Here is an 18,819-nt window from a genome sequence, read left to right on the forward strand (position 1 = left end):
AAATACGTTCTAAGATCCAGCCATGCCACAACCGCCCGCTTTCGTTTCCTGGTTCCGCCAATCGTCGCCCTACATTCACGCCCACCGGCGCCGCACCTTCGTGATTTTCTTCGGCGGCAACGCGGTCGGCGAACCGGAATTCGACAATCTGATCCACGATTTTGCGTTGCTGCGCAGCTTGGGCGTGCGGCTGGTGTTGGTGCATGGCATCCGCCAGCAGATCGACGAGCGGCTGGCCGAACGCGGCGATACGCCGAAGTTTCATCACCATCTGCGCATCACCGACGCGACTACCTTGCAATACGTCAAGCAAGCCGCCGGTCTGGTGCGGGTCGAAATCGAAGCCTTGCTGTCGATGGGTGTGTCCGGTTCGCCGATGGCCGGCGCCAAGATTCGGGTCGCGTCGGGCAATTTCGTCACCGCCCGGCCGCTGGGCGTGCTGGACGGCATCGATTATTGCTATACCGGCAAGGTGCGGCGCATCGACAACGAGGCGATTCACCAGCAGCTCGATCAACACAATGTCGTGCTGATTTCGCCGATCGGTTATTCGCCGAGCGGCGAGGTGTTCAATTTGGCGGCCGAGGAAGTCGCCACCGAGGTCGCCATCGCCTTGCAAGCCGATAAATTGATTCTGTTGACCGAACAAGACTGCTTATCGCCGGACGAACAGCGACCGCTGCCGCAACTGACGACGACTCAGGCCGAGGAATTATTGGAAACCCATCCGGATTTCCCTGCCACGTTGGCCCGCTCGCTACGCGCGGCGGTGCAAAGCTGCCGGCAAGGCGTGCAACGGGCGCATTTGATCAACCGCCACGTGGACGGTGCCTTGTTGCTGGAGTTGTTTACCCGCGACGGCGTCGGTACGCTGGTCAGTTCGACCGCTTTCGAAACCATCCGGCCGGCGGCGCTGGACGACATCGCCGGCATCATGGAATTGATCAAACCGTTGGAGGCCGAGGGCGTGCTGGTCAAGCGTTCGCGGGAGAAACTGGAAATGCGGATCGGCGATTACATCGTCATCGAGCGCGACGGCCTGATCATCGGTTGTACCGCCTTCCACGCAATGGACGACGGCAACAGCGCCGAAATCGCCTGTCTGGCGGTACATCCGGACTACCGGCGCGGCGCACGCGGCAACAGCTTGCTGGAGTATTTGTCCGCCAAGGCCAAGACCGAAGCGGTCAAGCGCTTGTTCGTGCGCAGCACCCAAACCGTGCATTGGTTCGTCGAACGCGGTTTTAGCCCGTGCGAACTCGGCGATCTGCCGGACGCGATGCGCGACGGCTACAACTACCGGCGCAATTCCAAGTTGCTGGTCAAGGACATCGTATAATCGGGGCTTTATCCGGATTGAGATTTAGGGAAACCGCATGCTGGACAAACAAGCGTTCTTGAATGTCGTCGATCTGACACCGCTGGTGTCGATCGATTTGGTGATTCGTTCGGAAACGAACGCGATCTTGATGGGCGAACGCCTCAACGAACCGGCGGCCGGCTATTGGTTCGTGCCCGGCGGCCGAATTTTCAAAAACGAAACCTTGGAACAGGCCTTCCGACGGATTACGCGGGCCGAACTCGGTATCGAGCTGGAGATTGAGCAAGGTCAATTGCTCGGCGGCTTCACGCATCTGTACGACACCAACTTCGCCAAGACCCCCGGCATCGGTACGCATTACGTGGTATTAGCCTACCAATTAAGGCTACCGCTATCGCTGGACCAGTTGCCCAGCGCGCAACACTCGGGCTACCGCTGGCTGGGCGAACACGACGACTTGAGCCGGGTTCACGCCAACAGCCTCGCCTATTTCCCTTACTTGCGCTAAATGAGCACCGCCAAAGTCCTGCAACTGACCGACCTGCATCTGCGCGCCGCGGCCGGCGGGACAATGTTGGGCGTCGATACCGAATTTTATTTCCGGGAAACCTTGAAGCGGGCGATGACCGCGCACGGACCGTTCGACTTGATCCTGCTGACCGGCGATCTGACCCAAGACCCCTGCCCCGACAGCTACCAACGGCTGGCCGGCATCCTGGCCGCCAGCGACACGCCTTGCCTGTGCTTGCCCGGCAACCATGACGACCCGGATTTGATGCGGCTATGGCTGGCGGGCGGCAGTGTCGATTGCGGGAGGAGGATAGCCTTGCCGGGCTGGCAGATCATCGCGCTGAATAGTCGAAAACCCGGCAGTCCGGCCGGCTTGCTGACGGAGCCGGAACTGGCCGAAGCGGCCGCGCTGTTGGCGGCGAACCCGGAACCGGCGTTATTGGCGGTCCACCACCACACATTGCCCTGCGGCAGTCCATGGATGGACCGAATGAAAATCGAGAACGGCGACGCGTTGATCGAATTGACCGCCCGTTTCCGGCAAATCAAGGCGGTGACCTGCGGTCACGTACACCAGCTATTCGAAGCGGATCGCGCGGGGGTGAGATGGTTGGGGATGCCGGCGACTTGTTTTCAATTCAAACCGGGCGCCGATAAGTTGGAACTGGACCCGCTGCCGCCGGGTTATCGGATGTTCGAGCTGAGCGACAACGGCGAATTTTCGTCAGATTGCCATCGGCTGGACATCGAGCAACCGGGACTGGAATTGCAGGCCGATTATTAGCCTGCCAGCAAACGGCCGGATAAATAGCCTTCGGCATTGATGCCGACATCGTTGGCCACCAGCAACGCGCCCAACTCGTCCAAGGCCCGCCGATAGACGCGACGCTTGAAATACACGACGTCCTTCATTGGATACCAGTACTCGACCCATTTCCAGTTGTCGAATTCTTGCTTGTGGCCGCAATCGAAACGCACCAAGGACTCGTCGCTCATCAACTTCAGGATGAACCAAATCTGCTTTTGTCCTATGCACAAGGGTGTCGAGTTTTTGCGGACATAGCGATCCGGCAGCCTGTAACGCAACCAGTAGCGGGTTCGCCCCAACAAATGCACATGTTCGGCGCGCAAGCCGGTTTCCTCCCACAACTCCCGATACATCGCGGTTTCCGGATCTTCGTTGCCGTCGATGCCTCCTTGCGGAAACTGCCAGGAATTGGCTCCCTTGCGCTTAGCCCAGAACACGCGACCCTCGTCATTGCAAAGGATAATCCCGACATTCGGCCGGTATCCTTTCGAGTCTATCATGTCAAAAAACCTGTATGATTTGCCGCCCGGTTACCGATGGTGAAATGCTAAAATCGGCAACCGGCGATCATGAATTAATGACGCAATTGTTCCATAAATAGGCAGCCGACGCTACCGGCGGCCGTTTTTTTCTTTATCAAGACGGGAAGGCCGTGAGCTTAGCGATATTCGATCTGGACAACACGCTGATCGCCGACGACAGCGATTTCTTGTGGGGACAATTTTTGGTGGACGCCGGCATCGTCGACAAGGACCACTACGAACAAGCCAACCAGAAATTCTACGAAGACTACAAGCACGGCACGCTGGACATCGTCGAGTTTTTGCATTTCTCGCTGGCGCCGCTGGCCTGCCACGAACCGGCCCAGCTCTACCGCTGGCGGGAAGAATTCGTCGAAACGCTGATCAAGCCGATTATGTTGGATGCCGCCCACGAGCTGGTGGAACGGCACCGCGCCGCAGGCGATACCTTGCTGGTGATTACCGCGACCAACCGTTTCGTGACCGAACCTATCGTCAAGCTCTACGGCATCGACAACCTGCTGGCGACGACGCCGGAAATGAAGGACGGCCGCTATACCGGCCGCTTTAACGGTACGCCGTGTTTTCAACAAGGCAAGGTCACGCTACTACAACAGTGGCTGGCCGAATCGGGCGAATCCATGCTCGGCAGCCACTTTTACAGCGACTCACACAACGATTTGCCGCTGTTGAATCTGGTGGAGCGGCCGGTGGCCGTCGACCCAGACCCAAAATTGCGCCTGGCCGCCGAGCAAGCCCATTGGCCCGTCATCAGCTTGCGATAGGCGCCGCACGCCACCGACAAGTTAATATTGAATCGCTCTTATTTTTTCTGTATAAAGAACACCTGTTTATCAACTTCCCTGATGATTTTCAGCGGGATATGCCCGGCTTGATCGATATAGACACCGAAATCCAGATGAGCAGCCGGATCGGTGGCAATCACCTTGACGACCGCGCCACTGTCGATTTCCATAATCGCTTTCTTGAGCCTCAACAGCGGTAACGGACATTGTAATCCGCTGGCATCGACTTCCAGATCAAATTTAATCATAACTCACGCGACTCGCTCGCCGTTTAATTAATAATTACCATAATATCCCACACCACACCGCGAAAATCGAGCCATGGAGTACTTCCCGCTGTTTTTAAACCTGAAGAATCAACCTTGTCTGGTGGTCGGCGCAGGCGGCGTCGCGGCCCGAAAAATCGAGCTGCTGCGCAAGGCTGGTGCTCGAATCACGGTGGTTGCCGTCGAAATTAGCGCGGATGTCATTGGCATCGGCGACCTCGAATTACACCACAAACCCTTTGCCGCCGCCGACGTGGACGGTGCGCGTCTGGTGATTTCGGCAACCAACGACCGCGCCACCAACGAAGTGGTCGCCAAGGCAGCCAACGCACGCGGAATTCCGGTCAACGTGGTCGACAATCCGGATTTGTGCAGCTTCATTTTCCCGGCCATCGTCGACCGCTCGCCGCTAACGATAGCGATCTCGTCCGGCGGCGTTTCGCCGGTGTTGGCGCGCTTGCTTCGCGCCAAGGTCGAAACCGCCATTCCCGCTGCCTACGGCCGGCTGGCGACCTTCGCCGAACGTTTTCGACAAACGGTCAAACAACATTTGCCGGACACCAACCGCCGTCGGATGTTTTGGGAAAGTGTCTTGCAAGGCCCCATCGCCGAATTAGTGTTTGCCGACCGGATCGACGAAGCCGAATCCCGCCTCAACGAAAGCTTGGCCGCCGATTCTACCCAGTCTCCGCGCGGCGAAGTCTATTTGATCGGCGCCGGCCCCGGCGACCCGGACTTATTGACCTTCCGCGCTCTGCGGTTGATGCAACAGGCCGACGTGGTCGTTTACGACCGACTGGTCTCGGCCGAGATTCTGGAAATGGCCCGCCGCGACGCCGACAAAATCTATGTCGGCAAACAGCGTAACAATCACAGTTTGCCACAGGAAGACATCAACGCCTTGCTCGCGCAACTGGCGTTACAAGGCAAGCGGGTGGCCCGCTTGAAAGGCGGCGATCCGTTTATCTTCGGGCGCGGCGGCGAGGAAATCGAAACGCTGATGCAGCAAGGCATCCAGTTCCAAGTAGTTCCGGGCATCACCGCCGCCGCTGGCTGTGCCAGTTATGCCGGCATTCCGCTGACCCACCGCGATCACGCCCAGTCGTGCACCTTCGTCACCGGCCACCTTAAGGACGGTAACATCAATCTGAACTGGCGCCAGCTTGCCACACCAAATCAAACCATCGTCATCTACATGGGTTTGGTCGGCTTGGATGTGATTTGCCGTTCGCTGATAGAACACGGCTGCCCGCCGGATCATCCGATCGCCATCGTCCAACAAGGCACCACCCGTCATCAACGGGTATTGACCGGCACGTTGAGCAATATGCCCGCGCGAGTAGAAGCCGCCGAATTCAAAGCTCCGACGCTGATTATCGTCGGCAGCGTCGTCACATTGCGGGAAAAATTGCAATGGTTCCACCCCGCAGCGACGCGGGATGCGTGAAAAAATCCCGAATTCAGCGGAAATTAAGTTTTCGTTGGAAGAATCGCCGCGCAAGCCGACTCGGAGCGGCTTTCGCGGTGAAAATTGATTGAATTTTCCGGCGAAACTCCCTATCCTTTACCGGCTTGATTTCCCAGGAGCTGTATTGCCAATGCAGTTCTTTTTTTAATCACAACGAGAGAACACAATGAAAAAATCATTCGTTTTTACCGTAGGTGCGGCATTAATCGCTCTGAGCGGTCAAGTAGCGGCTAACGAACAAGAAGAAATCGGTGCAAAAATCTACGAGCGCGCTTTTGGCCGTGGTTGCGGCGCTTGCCACGACATCTCATCCAACCCACAACTGAAAGAACTGATCAAAGCCGGCAAACTGCCTAAAGATCAATTCACGAAAGTGGTAAAAGAAGGCAAAAACGGCATGCCCAAAGCAACTGCGGCGATTATGGAAGTTGGTCCAGTCAAAAAAGCAGGTTACACCGAAGATCAAGCCATCGACGCGATCTACGCCTATCTGAGCAAATAAGTTCAAGCTCCAAGGCGAAAAAAAGCCGCCTCTCCGTTAGGAAGGCGGCTTTTTTGTGTGCCGAGTTTATTACCTAGTCTGTTTTAGGCGCGCGTTCAGTCCCGACTCAAATAATGACGAGCACTCTGCCGATACGACGGCAAACGCCGACGGCCGCGCAGCCAGACACCAGCCACCGCCGCGATCATCAAGCCACAGGATACGAAGGTTAGATAGATCAAATCCTTGATGTCTTCCAGCTCTTGAACCAATACCTGATTGACGACAAGCGCTTCGCCGGGCTTGGCCGAAGCCGCGTCGCCCGAGCCGGAATACGAGGCCAGAATTTTTACGTCACCCTTCAGATCGCGTATCGTATCCAAGGAATCGGCGACGCTCCCGCGCTTGATGTTGTCTTCCAACGAGCGCAGTTTGCTCTCGATCGAACCACTGACCAAGCCGAAAAGTTGGCCTTTCAACGCGCTGATTTCGGCCGATAACGCCGGGTTTTGGGTGGCATAGGCCATCGAAACGGCCTGGTTTTTCTGAATCTCGTTCAGCAGATTTTGTCTAGGCAACAAAACCAAACCCAATAAAAAAACCGCTGCCGTCAACGCCGTCACCAGCATTAACAGAAAGCGGTTTGCCTTGATTAGCGCCTGATCCCGGTGAGCACCAGGCAAGTAGACAATAGCGTGCTTGTCGGTATTGGCATCATCCGGATTAATCTCAGGCATATCGCTCATTATTGTTCTAGTGTGCTAATCGGGAAGCTTAGTACCGACCTGGCAAACTTCGCCGTCAGCCTATCCCGGCATTATACAAGCTTCGCCAAAAATGTCCCGCATTTAACCGGTTGCACTCAACGCGCCTTTTTCGCCGCGATTCGCATCCGCAACGCATTCAATTTGATAAAGCCTTCGGCATCTTTTTGGTTGTAAGCGCCGCCGTCTTCTTCGAAGGTGGCAATGTTTTCGTCGAACAGACTGTCGGTGTCCGACGCACGGCCGACCACGATGACATTGCCCTTATACAGCTTCACGCGCACCTTGCCGTTGACGCGGACTTGCGAGGCGTCGATCATCGTTTGCAGCATCGCCCGCTCGGGACTCCACCAATAGCCGTTGTAAATCAACGACGCATAACGCGGCATCAGTTCATCCTTTAAATGCGCCACTTCTCGGTCCAAGGTCAGCGATTCGATCGCCCGGTGAGCTTTTAACATCACGGTGCCGGCCGGGGTCTCGTAACAGCCGCGCGACTTCATGCCGACGTAACGGTTCTCGACGATGTCCAAGCGGCCGATACCATTAGCGCCGCCGATTTGATTCAACTTTTCCATCACCTGATGCGGGGTGTGCGGAACGTCGTCAATGGCGACGATATCGCCCTGTTTATAGGTCAGCTCGATATAGGTCGCTTGGTCTGGAGCATTTTCAGGCGACACGGTCCAACGCCACATATCTTCTTCCGGCTCGGTCCACGGATTTTCCAAAATGCGGCCTTCATAGGAAATATGCAGCGAGTTGGCATCCATCGAGTAAGGCGAGGTTTTACCTTTTTTCATTTCAACCGAAATACCGTGACTCTCGGCATAGGCCAACAGTTTTTGACGGGAATTCAAATCCCATTCCCGCCACGGCGCGATGATTTTAATGTCCGGGCGTAGCGCGTAGGCACCCAACTCGAAACGAACTTGATCGTTGCCCTTGCCGGTCGCGCCGTGAGAAATCGTATCCGCGCCGGTTTCGTTGGCGATTTCGATCAAACGCTTGGCAATCAGCGGCCGGGCAATCGAGGTGCCGAGCAAATACTCGCCCTCGTAAATCGTGTTGGCGCGGAACATTGGAAACACGAAGTCGCGCGCGAATTCCTCGCGCAAATCGTCGATGTAGATTTCCTTAATGCCGGCCGCTTGCGCTTTCGCCCGCGCCGGCTCCAACTCCTCGCCTTGGCCGATGTCGGCGGTGAACGTGACGACCTCGCATTGATAAACGTCTTGCAACCATCTCAGGATGACCGAGGTATCCAAGCCGCCCGAATAGGCCAATACCACTTTTTTAACTTCCGACATTGCGTTCTTACCTGTACCCATTGAAAAATGGCCGGATTATACCAAAAATCGGCCAGCCGCCGATTCGGCCAGCCCGGCGGCCAACAACTCGACCAGCCGTTCGGTCGCCCCCTGATTGGCTTGCACAAAGTCTCGAGCCCGCTCGGCCATCGCGCGACCGGAAGCCGTGTCGCGATATAAGGCCAACACCGCAGCTCCAAGCGCCTCGGCCTCGGCGCATTGGCGTGCGGCGCCTACCGCCAACATTCGGTCGGCGATTTCCTGAAAATTGAACATCCAAGGGCCGAACACTACCGGCGTGCCGATCGCGGCGGGCTCCAACACGTTATGACCGCCAACCTCGACTAGACTGCCGCCGACGAACGCCGCATCGGCGGCCGCATACAATAATTTCAATTCGCCCATGCTGTCGCCAATGTAAACGTCGGTGTCCGTCCCGCACGCCAGTCCGGAACTGCGCATCAAGACTTTCAGGCCTTGAGTTTCGCACAGTTTTTGGACCACGCCGAAGCGCTCCGGATGGCGCGGCACGATCATTAACAGTAGCGCCGGCATCGCAGCTTTCAGGCGCCGATACTGCGCCAACAGCATATCTTCCTCGCCGGCATGCGTGCTGGCGGCTATCCATACCCAACGTCCGGCGAATGCCGACGCTTTCAAGGCGTTACCCGCCGCCAGGGTGTTGGGATCGACGGTGACGTCGAATTTCACGTTGCCGACCACCCGAACTTGGCTGGATCGGGCTCCGATTTCGACGAAGCGTTCGCCATCCTCGGCGGTTTGCACCGCGATCGTGTCGATACAGGCCAGGGCCGGCCAGATCAGGCTGGGAATTTTCAGATAGGCGCGCGACGATCTTGCCGACAAACGGGCATTGACGAGAAACAGCGGCACCTCGCGAGCACGGCACTCGGCAAACAGATTGGGCCACAGCTCCTTCTCCATGAATACCGCCAGACTCGGCCGGAACCGCTGGAAGAACCGCGCGACGACCCAGGGTAAGTCGTAGGGCAAATACACGTGCTCGACGCGATCGCCTAATACCGCGATCACTCTAGCGGAGCCGGTCGGCGTCGTCGTCGTTACCAAGACCGGCAATTGAGGGAACTTGGTCAGCAAACACTGGATCAGCGGAAACGCCGCTTCGGCCTCGCCGACCGAGACGGCATGAAACCAGATTCCGCCGCCACGGACCGGCCCACAATAAATTCCCAAGCGTTCCCGCCAGCGCAAGCGATAGGCCGGCGCCTTGATTCCCCGCCAATACAGTCGCAGCAAAATCACTGGCAACAATAAACCGAATAAACACGTATAGATGCGACGCATATTTAGGACTGGGGTTGGCTAAGGGTTGCCACGAAAGTCACCGGAGCAGTCACACAATCCGATGTCGGAACGCGGCCAATCGCGGCTAAAGCCGCTCCCACGCCACTGACTTTCATTTGCCGGGGCGATGCAGCGGTTTCATGATCGTCAGGTAAACCACTCGTTTCCCGACTTTTGCGGCGAGGTGCGGTCCGGTTCGCCGAAAAGTTGCGCGGGCTTGCGCCGAACACGTGGGACGCAAGCCGTCGCCGAATCGGCGTGAACGGCAAAGCGAGGGTTAACTCGTCAGCCAGCGTCATTCGGCAAACTCGTACACCTTGTATTTGTCGACCAGGGGGCGCAATTGCTGTTGCGCGACACTCTGGTAGTCAGGGTTTTTCAAGAAGGCTTCCAATGCATTGGGATCGGCGAAAGTCGCCGAAACCGCCACGTCGTACCCCTTATCCAGCGCTGTACTGGCCCGCTCGCGGCGAACTTCCAGTGGCGTTCCGAGCCGATAACTCAATACGCCGGGGAGATTCGCCAACGGCCGGCTCAGCTCGATATATTGACGGCGCGCCGCCGGATCGCCCGCCTGCTTCAACCACACCAGCGCGACGTGATGAACCGAACCGCCGCTCGGGGCAATTGGGTCCGGCGTCAACACGTGACAAGCACCGAGCACCAGCGGCAATAAGCAATACACTCTAGTCATCGATTTCTCAAAGTTCGGGGCGATCCGCCCAAGGTTTGTCATAACCTGCGGTCTTGAACACCGTTGTTTTAACAATCGCCGAAAAATATCGGGCAAGCGCGCGGACGGCGACGTAAGGCCTCTGCCGCAACGCATAGCGCGCTACTGCATTGACTTGAAATCCCCGTCGCAACGAAATCGGTACGGTCGTCTGGATCTACCCGACGATGGTAGCGGGCCGAACACCGTAGCGTCAAGCCATGCCGCCCCGGCCTCGCCAACGGCCCGCTCAAACGTGACGCGGAGCGCCGACGCATCCAGTTTGCGCGAGTTTTCCGCTGTATCGGCGCCCGAGAATTTTTCCGGCACCTCCGGCGACAAGTCTCGAACGAGGGTTATACTAACTCGCGGCATAAGCACCGCTTGTTCGCCGCTTCCACCATAAAAAATAACGATCAGGGATAACGATGAAAAAAAATCTTCCGATTACCCAACGAGAGATCGAGTACAGCACCCAACTCACCATCACCTCGGCCACCGACACCGCCGGACGAATCGGTTACATCAATCACGATTTTATTAAAATCAGCGGTTTTAGCGAAAGCGAACTACTCGGAGAAAGCCACAACATCGTCCGCCACCCGGACATGCCGCCGGCGGCGTTCGCCGATTTATGGCAAACCATCAAAAGCGGTAAGCCGTGGATGGGCATCGTCAAGAATCGCTGTAAAAACGGCGACCACTACTGGGTGGACGCCTTCGTGACGCCGCGTTTCGACCAAGGTAAAATCATCGGCTACGAATCGGTGCGTGTTAAACCCGATCCATCGACCGTAGCCCGCGCCAGGGAAATCTACGAAAACATGAACGCCGGCAAGGCGGACTCGGTGGGCCTCGGCCGACTCACTCTGACAGCGAAGCTGACGATGAGCTACGGCCTGCCCCAGACCGCGCTAGCCGGCATCCTGTACCTTAACGGCCTGGTTAGCCCCGGCGTCGCGGCCGGTCTGGCGGCATCCGCGCTGGCCGTCGGCTACGCCGCCGCCGCTTTGCTTTTGCAACCGTTGAGCGCCGCCGCCGCCGAAGCGCGCAAAGTCATCGACAACCCGCTAACCCAACGCATCTACACCGCCGACGATGGCGAAATCGGTCAACTGCTGTTAGCGATCAAATTGCTGAAAGCCAAATCCCGAACCATCATCCGCCGTTTGATTCAAGCCACGGAACCCTTGGCCGGCAAGGCCGACTCCACCCATCGCGCGGTTAGGCAAGTCAGCTCCGCGATGGACCAGCAACTGCGGGAAATCGAACAAATTGCCTCGGCGATCCATCAAATGAGTGCCACGGTTAGCGAAGTAGCCCGTAGCGCCGCCAATGCCGCCGATGCCGCCAACAATGTCAGCCAAAAATCCCAGGCTTCGGTTGCGCGGGTCAACGACACGATAGGCATGATGGAAAGTCTGGCCGGCGCGGTCAATCAAGCCGAAGCGGTGATTCAGGTGCTCTCGACCCATAGCCAGAATATCGGCGGCGTGCTGGACGTGATTCAAGGCATCGCCGAACAAACCAATTTGTTGGCGCTGAACGCCGCGATCGAAGCCGCCCGAGCCGGCGATCAGGGCCGCGGTTTCGCGGTGGTCGCCGACGAAGTACGCACCTTGGCCGGCCGCACTCAAAAATCGACCGAACAAATTCATCGAATGATCAACGATCTGCGCGGCGGCACCGAAAACGCCGTCGCCGAAATGGCCAGGGTTCGGGAAATGGCGGCCGCCGGCTCCGAGCATGGCAAGAACTCCACTAGCCTGCTCCACGAAACGCTGCAATCGGTCGGCTACATCAACGAAATGATCGTGCAGATCGCCAGCGCGGCCGAGCAACAGCACGTGGTCTCCGAGGGCATCGCTCGAACCGTCGAAGCCATCGGCAATTTGTCCCGGCAAACCAGCGAACATGCGACTCAAGCCAGCGAAGCGGCCGGTAGCGTTTCGGAATCCAGCCGCGAACTGGATTTGATGGTCGAACAATTCGACGACCAGCAACACTAAGCCAGCCGCGCTTGCCGGATGAAAATCTCGCGTTCAGTGGTCCTGCTTCCATTTGATGTTGCAGCCGACACTGGGAATTTGCCGGGCCTCGACCGGAAGGCCATTCAACATCGCGTCCAGCGCGGCCCGCAAATCCGCGCCGGTCACCGGCTCGCCATTTTTCGGCGTCGCCGCGTCCAGCCGGCCGCGATAAACGCAGGCCAAATCGGCGTCGAACAGATAAATGTCCGGCGTGCAAGCCGCTTGATACGCCTTGGCGACTTGCTGGGTCTCGTCGTACAAATAGGCCGCGAACGGGTAGCCCCAGGCCGCCATCAGCTCGCGCATCTTGTCGGGCGCATCGTCCGGATAGGCGACAACGTCGTTGGCGCTGATCGCCAGCGTCGCGACGCCCCGGCTCGCGTAGTCGCCGGCAATCGCGATCAATTGGGCTTTGACGTGCAGCACGTAGGGGCAATGATTGCAGATAAACAGAATCAACGTGCCTTGATTACCGCGCAGGTCTTGCAAGCGATACGTCTTGCCGGTCACGGTATCCGGCAATTCGAAATCGGGCGCTATCGTGCCCAGCGGCATCATCGTGGATTGGGTGGCGGCCATCGCATCTCCTCTCGGTTACAAAATCCGAGACATTATAAGTTAAGCGCCGCGACTCGCTGCCGAAACGCATGATCGGATAGGCCATGAATGTCCACTCGAACCACCTTCCGCAACCGGACGCCTACGTACTGACAGAGAAACTCGGCGAAAGCTTGCAAGCTTCGGTCTACAAGGGTTACCACAAACACGTGCCCGAGTATCCGCTGGTCATCAAGTACCTGAAGTTACTGTCTAGTTGGGAAGATCAATCCCGGCATTTGCGGCAAAAAATCGAACGTCTGAAGGTGTTGCACGACCCGCGCGTCAGCACGCCGCTGGCGCTGGAATCCGACGAGGGCGAACAATTCATCGTCCAACCGTGGTTCGCCGGCCAAACCTTGAGCGACTGGGTGCAATCCCAAGGATCGCCGGGTCTCGACAGTTTTTTCGCGCTGGCCTGTCCACTCGCCGACATCCTGCAAACCGTTCACGACTGCGGCATTACTCACGGCGGCGTCAAGCCGCACAACATTCTGGTGCATGCGGGTACGCTGGGCTTGCGGCTGACCGATTTCATCACGCCGCTGGATATCCGCGATGTCAGTCATTTCATCTACGATCCGCAATTCGTTCGCCATACCTTGGCCTACACGTCGCCGGAACAAACCGGCCGCATCAACTACCGGGTCGATTTCGCCACCGATTTGTATTCGCTGGGCATCGTATTCTACGAATTGCTCGGCGGCCGGCCGCCGTTCGTCTCCGAAGACCCGTTGGAACTGATCCATTCCCACCTGGCGGAGGAAGCCGAGTATCTGCACGAACTCGACCCGAGCATACCGGAAACGCTGAGCGAGATCGTCGCCAAACTGACGGTCAAGCAACCGGAAAAACGTTACCAAAGCGCCGCCGGACTGCTGGCGGACCTCAGGCGTTGTCAGAGCGAATACGGCCGCGACGGCGCGGTGTCTAATTTCGCGATCGGCCGCCACGACCGTAGCCGCCGGGTGATATTCATCTCGAAAATGGTCGGACGGCAAACCGAATCCGAAACCATTCAACGCGAATACGACGAGGTGATGCGCGGTCGATTTCGATCGGTACTGATTTCCGGCCTGTCGGGCATCGGCAAAACCCGGCTGATTCAGGAACTGCAAAAACCCTTGGTAAAGAATCGCGGCTACTTCACGTCCGGAAAGTTCGATCAATACCAGAAAAACATTCCCTACAGTTCGCTGATCCAGGCCTTGCGCAACCTGATCCGCACCTTCCTGACCGAGAGCGACGCTCAGGTACGACAGTGGCGGGCCAGGATTTTAGAAGCGGTCGAACACCAAGGCGGCGTCATCGCCGAGGTGGTGCCGGAACTGAACTTCATCATCGGACCGCAACCCGAGCCGCCAGCGTTACCGCCGGTCGAGGCGCGCCAACGCTTTAACAATCTGTTCGACCGATTTTTAGCCTGTCTGGCCAGCGAGGACAATCCGCTGGTGCTTTTCATTGACGACCTGCAATGGTGCGACAGCGCGACTTTCGATTTTTTACAAAACCTGTTTGCCAACCATCGCGATCACCCGTTTCTATTGTTGCTCGGCGCCTATCGGCACAACGAAGTCGACGCCGGCCACCCATTGACGAAATTGATCCGCCGGGTCGGCGAAGCCGAGGGCCCGCTGACCGAAATTCGCCTCGGCGCGTTGAGCGAGCCGGACTGCCACGATATGGTGGCCTACATTCTGGATTCGTCTCTGGAAGCCACCGCCCTTCTCGCTCGATTCATCGCCGGACTGACCGAGGGCAACCCGCTGTTCGTCAGTGAAAGTCTGGCCTGGCTATACAACGAAGGCCTACTCGGCATCGACGCCGATCGGCATTGGCTGTGGGACATGCAACGCATCCGCGACACGCGGATGCCTGCCAACGTGGTCGAGCTATTCAGCGCCAAGGTCCGCAAGCTGCCCGAGCGGACCTTGCGTATCCTCGATTATTGCGCCTGCCTGGGCAATCGTTTCAGTGCCGACGAAATCGCCAAGGTATTGGAATTGCGCATCGAACCGTTGTTCGAGGACCTGAAGCCGGTACTGAGTCTTGGATTAATGCTGGAAAACAAATCCGATCTGCAATTCGTCCACGACCGAGTACAAGAAGCGGTACTGCGTCAGGTCGATCCGGCCGCGCGCCGGGCGATTCATTGGCGCATCGGTCAGCGCCTGCTCGGTACAAACACGGTCGGCACCGAACTGACGCACATGGATCATTTGTTCACCATCGCCGCGCACTTAAACCAGGGCAAACCCAGCTCGCCCGACGACCGCACCCGCTATTGGCTGGCGGAAATCAATTTTCACGCCGGCAATAAAGCGCTGGATGCGCTGGCTGGCGAAGCCGCCAACGAATTCTTCGAAATGGCCCATCGTTATTTGCCGGGCGACTGCTGGACGCAGACCTACGAGCTGACCTTCCGAATTTACCAACGGCTGGCCAAAACCGACTTGATGCGGGGTCGTTACGATAGTTCGGAAGCCTTGCTCAACCAATTGATCGAACACGCGGTCAGCGATTTGGATAAGGCGGAAGCCCTGGCCGAACAGACTACCTCGCTATCCTCGTTCGGCAATTTTCAACAGGCGATTGCGACCGCCAACCGCGGCCTGGCGTATTTCGGCAAATCGCTGCCCGCCGATGCCGACGACGCTCGCCGTCAAATGGAAAGTTTGACGGCCGACATCGAAGCTCAAGGCGACGTCTGGCGCAAAATCGCCGCGATGCCGTTTACCCGGGAGCGCCGCAATAAAATCGAACTGGCCTTTTACGCCGAATTGATTCCGGATTTGTATATGTGCGGACTGGTGCCGCAACTCTACCTATCGGCCGCGCTGTCCACCCAGCATTGTTTGGGCGGCGGCATGGACGAGTCGGTGATCTACTCGTTTTCGATCATGGGTTTGAATCTGGGCGAGCAAGGTCGCTTCGAGCAAGCCTTCCGTTACGAAGATCTGGCGCGCGACCTGTGCGCCAAATATCCGAATACCTTCGGCGCCACCCGCGGCATGAACGGCATCGTCTGGTGCAATATGCACAGCCGTTCGCACCCGGCCGACATCGTCGACTACGCTCATCAAGCCATACAATGCGGTCGCAATTGCGGAGACTTGTACAACGCCGGGCTATCCTACGGTCCGCTGATGTGGAACTTGCAGGCCCAAGGCAAGAATCTGCGCTGGATAGAGGAAGCCGCCGACGAATGCCTGCAATTCTCCCGCAAGAATCAACTGGCGTTCTCGGTCGGCTTGGCGGAAGCCGTTCTGGCGGGGTGGATCGCGCCGATGAAAGGCGGCAAGCCGATTGATATGACCGCCACGCTGGCGGATTGGGACACCCATCGTTACGTCGCGGCCTCCGGCAGCTATTATGCGTTGCTCGGCTTCGCCCGTTATTTTCTCGGGGATTATGCCGGCGCGGCCCAGGCCTTGGACCAAGTGGAGCGCCACTTACACGGCTTGACCGATAACGTGCTGAAACGCTTGTGGTATGTCTACCGACTGTTGAACCGTTTACGGCAAGCCGACGCGCCGCCCTGGTTGGAACTGGAAACCGAAATCGCGCCGGTATTGGAACAGTTGGAAACTTGGGCCGGTCTGGGGCCGCTGTTGCAACCCTATCTGAGTTTTGCCAAGGCCGAAATTGCCCGGTTTCGCGGCGATGTCCGCGAGGCACGCAATCGGTATCTGGATGCTGCCGCCGACTGCTTCCGCCAGCAATACGGGCTGTTGGCCGGCCATGTCTACGAAGCATTGGCCGATTTGATCGCCGAACACGACTTAGGCGATGCCGAACTCTATTACGGCGAGGCTCGCCGTCACTACCGGCTGTGCCGGGCCGATCTTAAAAACCAACAACTACAGGAGCGGCACCGCTACGTTCCCCCGGAAACGGGCGCCAGGATTGTCAAATCCGAATCGCCGAATTCAAAACTCCCTAACCTGGATATCGGCTACTTGATGAAATCCGCGCTGGCGCTGTCCGCCGAGATCGATTTACCGCTATTAATGCGCAAAATCATGACCGTCGTGCTCGAAAGCTCCGGCGCGCAGCACGGTTATCTGTTGATTCGCCAGCAGGACGAATGGGTAGTCGCCGCGGAGCAACATGTCGGTAAGAAGCGCGCGCCGCGCCAGGAGTACGCGCCCTTACACAAAGTGCGCGGCATCTGCCGGGCCGTCGTCAATTACGTGACTCGCACTCACGAAAAAGTCGTGTTGCGCGACGCCGGCAGCGAAGGCGAGTTTCAAACCGCGCCGGAGGTCGTCGCGCTGGGCTTGCGCTCCGTGTTGTGCTTGCCGGTCGTCAAACAAAACGAACTCGGCGCGGTGCTGTATCTGGAGAACCGCTTGGCCGACGGTGTGTTCACGTCGGAAAAAATCGCGATGACCGAATTACTGACCGCGCAAGCCGCCATCTCGCTGGAAAACGCCCGACTGGTCGAGCAAACTCGCCATGCCTACCACCAATTGCAAGATAATCAGGACCATATGCTGCAAATGGAAAAACTGTCCGCGCTCGGCACCCTGGTCGGCGGCGTGGCCCACGAAATCAATAATCCGTTGATGGGCGTGATGAACTTCGTCGAATACGTGGCGGAACGTTGCGAAGACGCCAAGTCCCGCGAAGTGCTCGGCCAAGCTTTGCAACAAATTCAGCGGATCAAGGCCATCGTTTCCAACATGCTGATTTTCTTGCACAACCGTTCGGCGCAAACCGGGAGTTGCTCGCTTGCTGAAGTGTTGCAGCAAACGCTAATGCTGCTCGAAGGCGAACTGCGCAAATTCGCGATCGCGGTGCATGTCGACTCGCCGGCCGACCTTCCGCCGATCGCTTGCACCGCCGAAACGCTACAGCAAATTTTGGTGAATTTGTTGATCAATGCGCGCGACGCACTCGCCGGCAGCGAGCATCCGCGCATCGATATCCAAGCGCGTAGCGCGGAAAAGATGTTAGAGTTGACGATAACCGATAACGGCTCCGGTATCGCCGACGAAGTGCAAATCCGAATGTTCGACCCCTTTTTTACGACCAAGCCGCCGGGCCAGGGCACCGGCCTCGGCTTGTCGGTAACGCGGCGGCTGATCCAGGACATCGGAGGCACTATCAGCGTCGAGAGCCGCTCTGGTGACGGCTGTTGCATGCGGTTAAAATTTCCTCACTTTTAACGCGGGACTAGCGATGGTGAACAATATTTTAGTAATAGACGACGACCCTGCGGTACGGGGCGCCTTCAAATTGATCCTGGAAGACGAAGGCTACAACGTACGCGAGGCCGAATGCGGAGAAGACGGTATCGCGATGGCGCAAAGCCTGCGCCCGGACTTAATCTTTCTGGACTTGCGGATGCCCGGCATCGACGGCGTGGAAACGCTACGGCGCCTGAAGGGTATGGACGACAGTTTGAACGTCTATCTGGTGACCGCTTTCGCCACCGAATTCATGGATCAGCTCAAGGCCGCCCACGACGAGGGTCTGCAGTTCGAACTGGCCAGCAAACCGCTGTCGGCCTCGCAAATCAAGAACATCGCCCAGGTGGTCCGGATCGCCAAGGATCACGAAGCCCGCCGAGCCAACCACCATAAGCTGGTATTGACGCTGTACGTCGTGTCGCTGAATGCGGAAACCCGCCGCTTGGTCGAACAAATCAGCGCGGTGCTGACCGGTATCTACGAACCCGGCCATTGGGTGTTCGATGTCGTCGAAGTGCTAGGAATGCCGGAAAAAGCGCTGGAACAGGAGGTCTTCGCGACGCCGATGCTGGTCCGCGATTTACCGAAACCGGTGTTGAAGTTGCTCGGCGACCTGTCGCGCATGTCATCGGTGATGGCCGCGATTACTACCCAGACTCAAAGTACCGGCGCGCAAACCGTCATCGTCTAAAACCGCTTTTACC

Annotated in this window: 16 protein-coding genes; 9 read left to right on the forward strand and 7 right to left on the reverse strand. The window is 57.7% G+C overall.

The genetic code is table 11. The annotated features are described in order from the left end of the window. Positions 1-22 precede the first annotated feature (22 nt). The 3 genes from argA to A1355_RS10780 are packed head-to-tail and all read left to right on the forward strand — an operon-like array spanning position 23 to position 2,615. Positions 23-1,339, forward strand: coding sequence for an amino-acid N-acetyltransferase (argA, locus tag A1355_RS10770; protein ID WP_064027858.1), 1,317 nt, complete (start codon positions 23-25; stop codon positions 1,337-1,339). A gap of 37 nt (positions 1,340-1,376) precedes the next feature. Beyond that, positions 1,377-1,829, forward strand: a complete 453-nt coding sequence (locus tag A1355_RS10775) for a GDP-mannose mannosyl hydrolase (protein ID WP_064027860.1) — start codon at positions 1,377-1,379, stop codon at positions 1,827-1,829. Further along, positions 1,830-2,615, forward strand: coding sequence for a metallophosphoesterase (locus tag A1355_RS10780; RefSeq protein WP_064027862.1), 786 nt, complete (start codon positions 1,830-1,832; stop codon positions 2,613-2,615). Here the strand turns inward: A1355_RS10780 and A1355_RS10785 are convergent. Further along, a complete protein-coding gene (locus tag A1355_RS10785; RefSeq protein ID WP_064027864.1) occupies positions 2,612-3,139 on the reverse strand; it encodes an RNA pyrophosphohydrolase in 528 nt (175 codons plus the stop codon). The two genes, A1355_RS10780 and A1355_RS10785, sit on opposite strands and share 4 nt — an antisense overlap. A gap of 152 nt (positions 3,140-3,291) precedes the next feature. Here A1355_RS10785 and A1355_RS10790 point away from each other — a divergent pair, with 152 nt between their 5' ends. Then, the gene (locus A1355_RS10790) at positions 3,292-3,945 is read left to right on the forward strand and encodes an HAD family hydrolase (RefSeq protein ID WP_064027866.1); all 654 of its coding nucleotides are present in this window, start codon (positions 3,292-3,294) and stop codon (positions 3,943-3,945) included. Between the two features lie 38 nt (positions 3,946-3,983). Here the strand turns inward: A1355_RS10790 and A1355_RS10795 are convergent, their stop codons facing one another. Continuing rightward, on the reverse strand, positions 3,984-4,214 hold the full coding sequence (locus tag A1355_RS10795) for a sulfurtransferase TusA family protein (protein ID WP_064027868.1): 231 nt from the start codon (positions 4,212-4,214) through the stop codon (positions 3,984-3,986). Positions 4,215-4,287: 73 nt separating this feature from the next. Here A1355_RS10795 and cysG point away from each other — a divergent pair, with 73 nt between their 5' ends. Beyond that, positions 4,288-5,679 (forward strand): siroheme synthase CysG, encoded by a 1,392-nt coding sequence (gene cysG, locus A1355_RS10800; protein WP_064027870.1) that lies wholly within the window; start codon positions 4,288-4,290, stop codon positions 5,677-5,679. Positions 5,680-5,866: 187 nt separating this feature from the next. Next, positions 5,867-6,202, forward strand: a complete 336-nt coding sequence (locus A1355_RS10805) for a c-type cytochrome (protein ID WP_064027872.1) — start codon at positions 5,867-5,869, stop codon at positions 6,200-6,202. Positions 6,203-6,297: 95 nt separating this feature from the next. Here A1355_RS10805 and A1355_RS10810 read toward each other — a convergent pair whose 3' ends face one another. The 4 genes from A1355_RS10810 to A1355_RS10825 all read right to left on the reverse strand — a co-directional run bounded on the left by A1355_RS10810 (position 6,298) and on the right by A1355_RS10825 (position 10,275). Next, positions 6,298-6,927, reverse strand: coding sequence for a hypothetical protein (locus A1355_RS10810; RefSeq protein WP_064027874.1), 630 nt, complete (start codon positions 6,925-6,927; stop codon positions 6,298-6,300). Positions 6,928-7,043: 116 nt separating this feature from the next. After that, the gene (locus tag A1355_RS10815; protein ID WP_064027876.1) at positions 7,044-8,255 is read right to left on the reverse strand and encodes an argininosuccinate synthase; all 1,212 of its coding nucleotides are present in this window, start codon (positions 8,253-8,255) and stop codon (positions 7,044-7,046) included. Positions 8,256-8,291: 36 nt separating this feature from the next. Further along, positions 8,292-9,581 (reverse strand): lipid IV(A) 3-deoxy-D-manno-octulosonic acid transferase, encoded by a 1,290-nt coding sequence (gene waaA / locus A1355_RS10820; protein WP_064027878.1) that lies wholly within the window; start codon positions 9,579-9,581, stop codon positions 8,292-8,294. A 295-nt stretch (positions 9,582-9,876) separates the two neighbouring features. Further along, positions 9,877-10,275, reverse strand: coding sequence for a Dabb family protein (locus tag A1355_RS10825; protein WP_082885488.1), 399 nt, complete (start codon positions 10,273-10,275; stop codon positions 9,877-9,879). A gap of 446 nt (positions 10,276-10,721) precedes the next feature. Between A1355_RS10825 and A1355_RS10835 the strand changes: the two genes are divergently transcribed. Continuing rightward, positions 10,722-12,302, forward strand: coding sequence for a PAS domain-containing methyl-accepting chemotaxis protein (locus tag A1355_RS10835; protein WP_064027882.1), 1,581 nt, complete (start codon positions 10,722-10,724; stop codon positions 12,300-12,302). Between the two features lie 33 nt (positions 12,303-12,335). Here the strand turns inward: A1355_RS10835 and A1355_RS10840 are convergent, their stop codons facing one another. Further along, positions 12,336-12,902, reverse strand: a complete 567-nt coding sequence (locus A1355_RS10840; protein ID WP_064027884.1) for a thioredoxin family protein — start codon at positions 12,900-12,902, stop codon at positions 12,336-12,338. An 83-nt stretch (positions 12,903-12,985) separates the two neighbouring features. On the opposite strand from A1355_RS10840, the gene A1355_RS10845 reads away from it, so the two are divergent. Then, positions 12,986-18,091 carry an AAA family ATPase gene (locus A1355_RS10845; protein WP_064027886.1) on the forward strand — a complete coding sequence of 1,702 codons (5,106 nt, stop codon included), beginning with the start codon at positions 12,986-12,988 and terminating at the stop codon, positions 18,089-18,091. Positions 18,092-18,104: 13 nt separating this feature from the next. Continuing rightward, positions 18,105-18,806 carry a response regulator gene (locus tag A1355_RS10850; RefSeq protein WP_064027889.1) on the forward strand — a complete coding sequence of 234 codons (702 nt, stop codon included), beginning with the start codon at positions 18,105-18,107 and terminating at the stop codon, positions 18,804-18,806. The last annotated feature ends 13 nt before the right edge of the window (positions 18,807-18,819 follow it).

Origin of the sequence: Methylomonas koyamae, from assembly GCF_001644025.1 — a bacterium.
GTDB classification, from domain to species: Bacteria; Pseudomonadota; Gammaproteobacteria; order Methylococcales; family Methylomonadaceae; genus Methylomonas; species Methylomonas koyamae_A.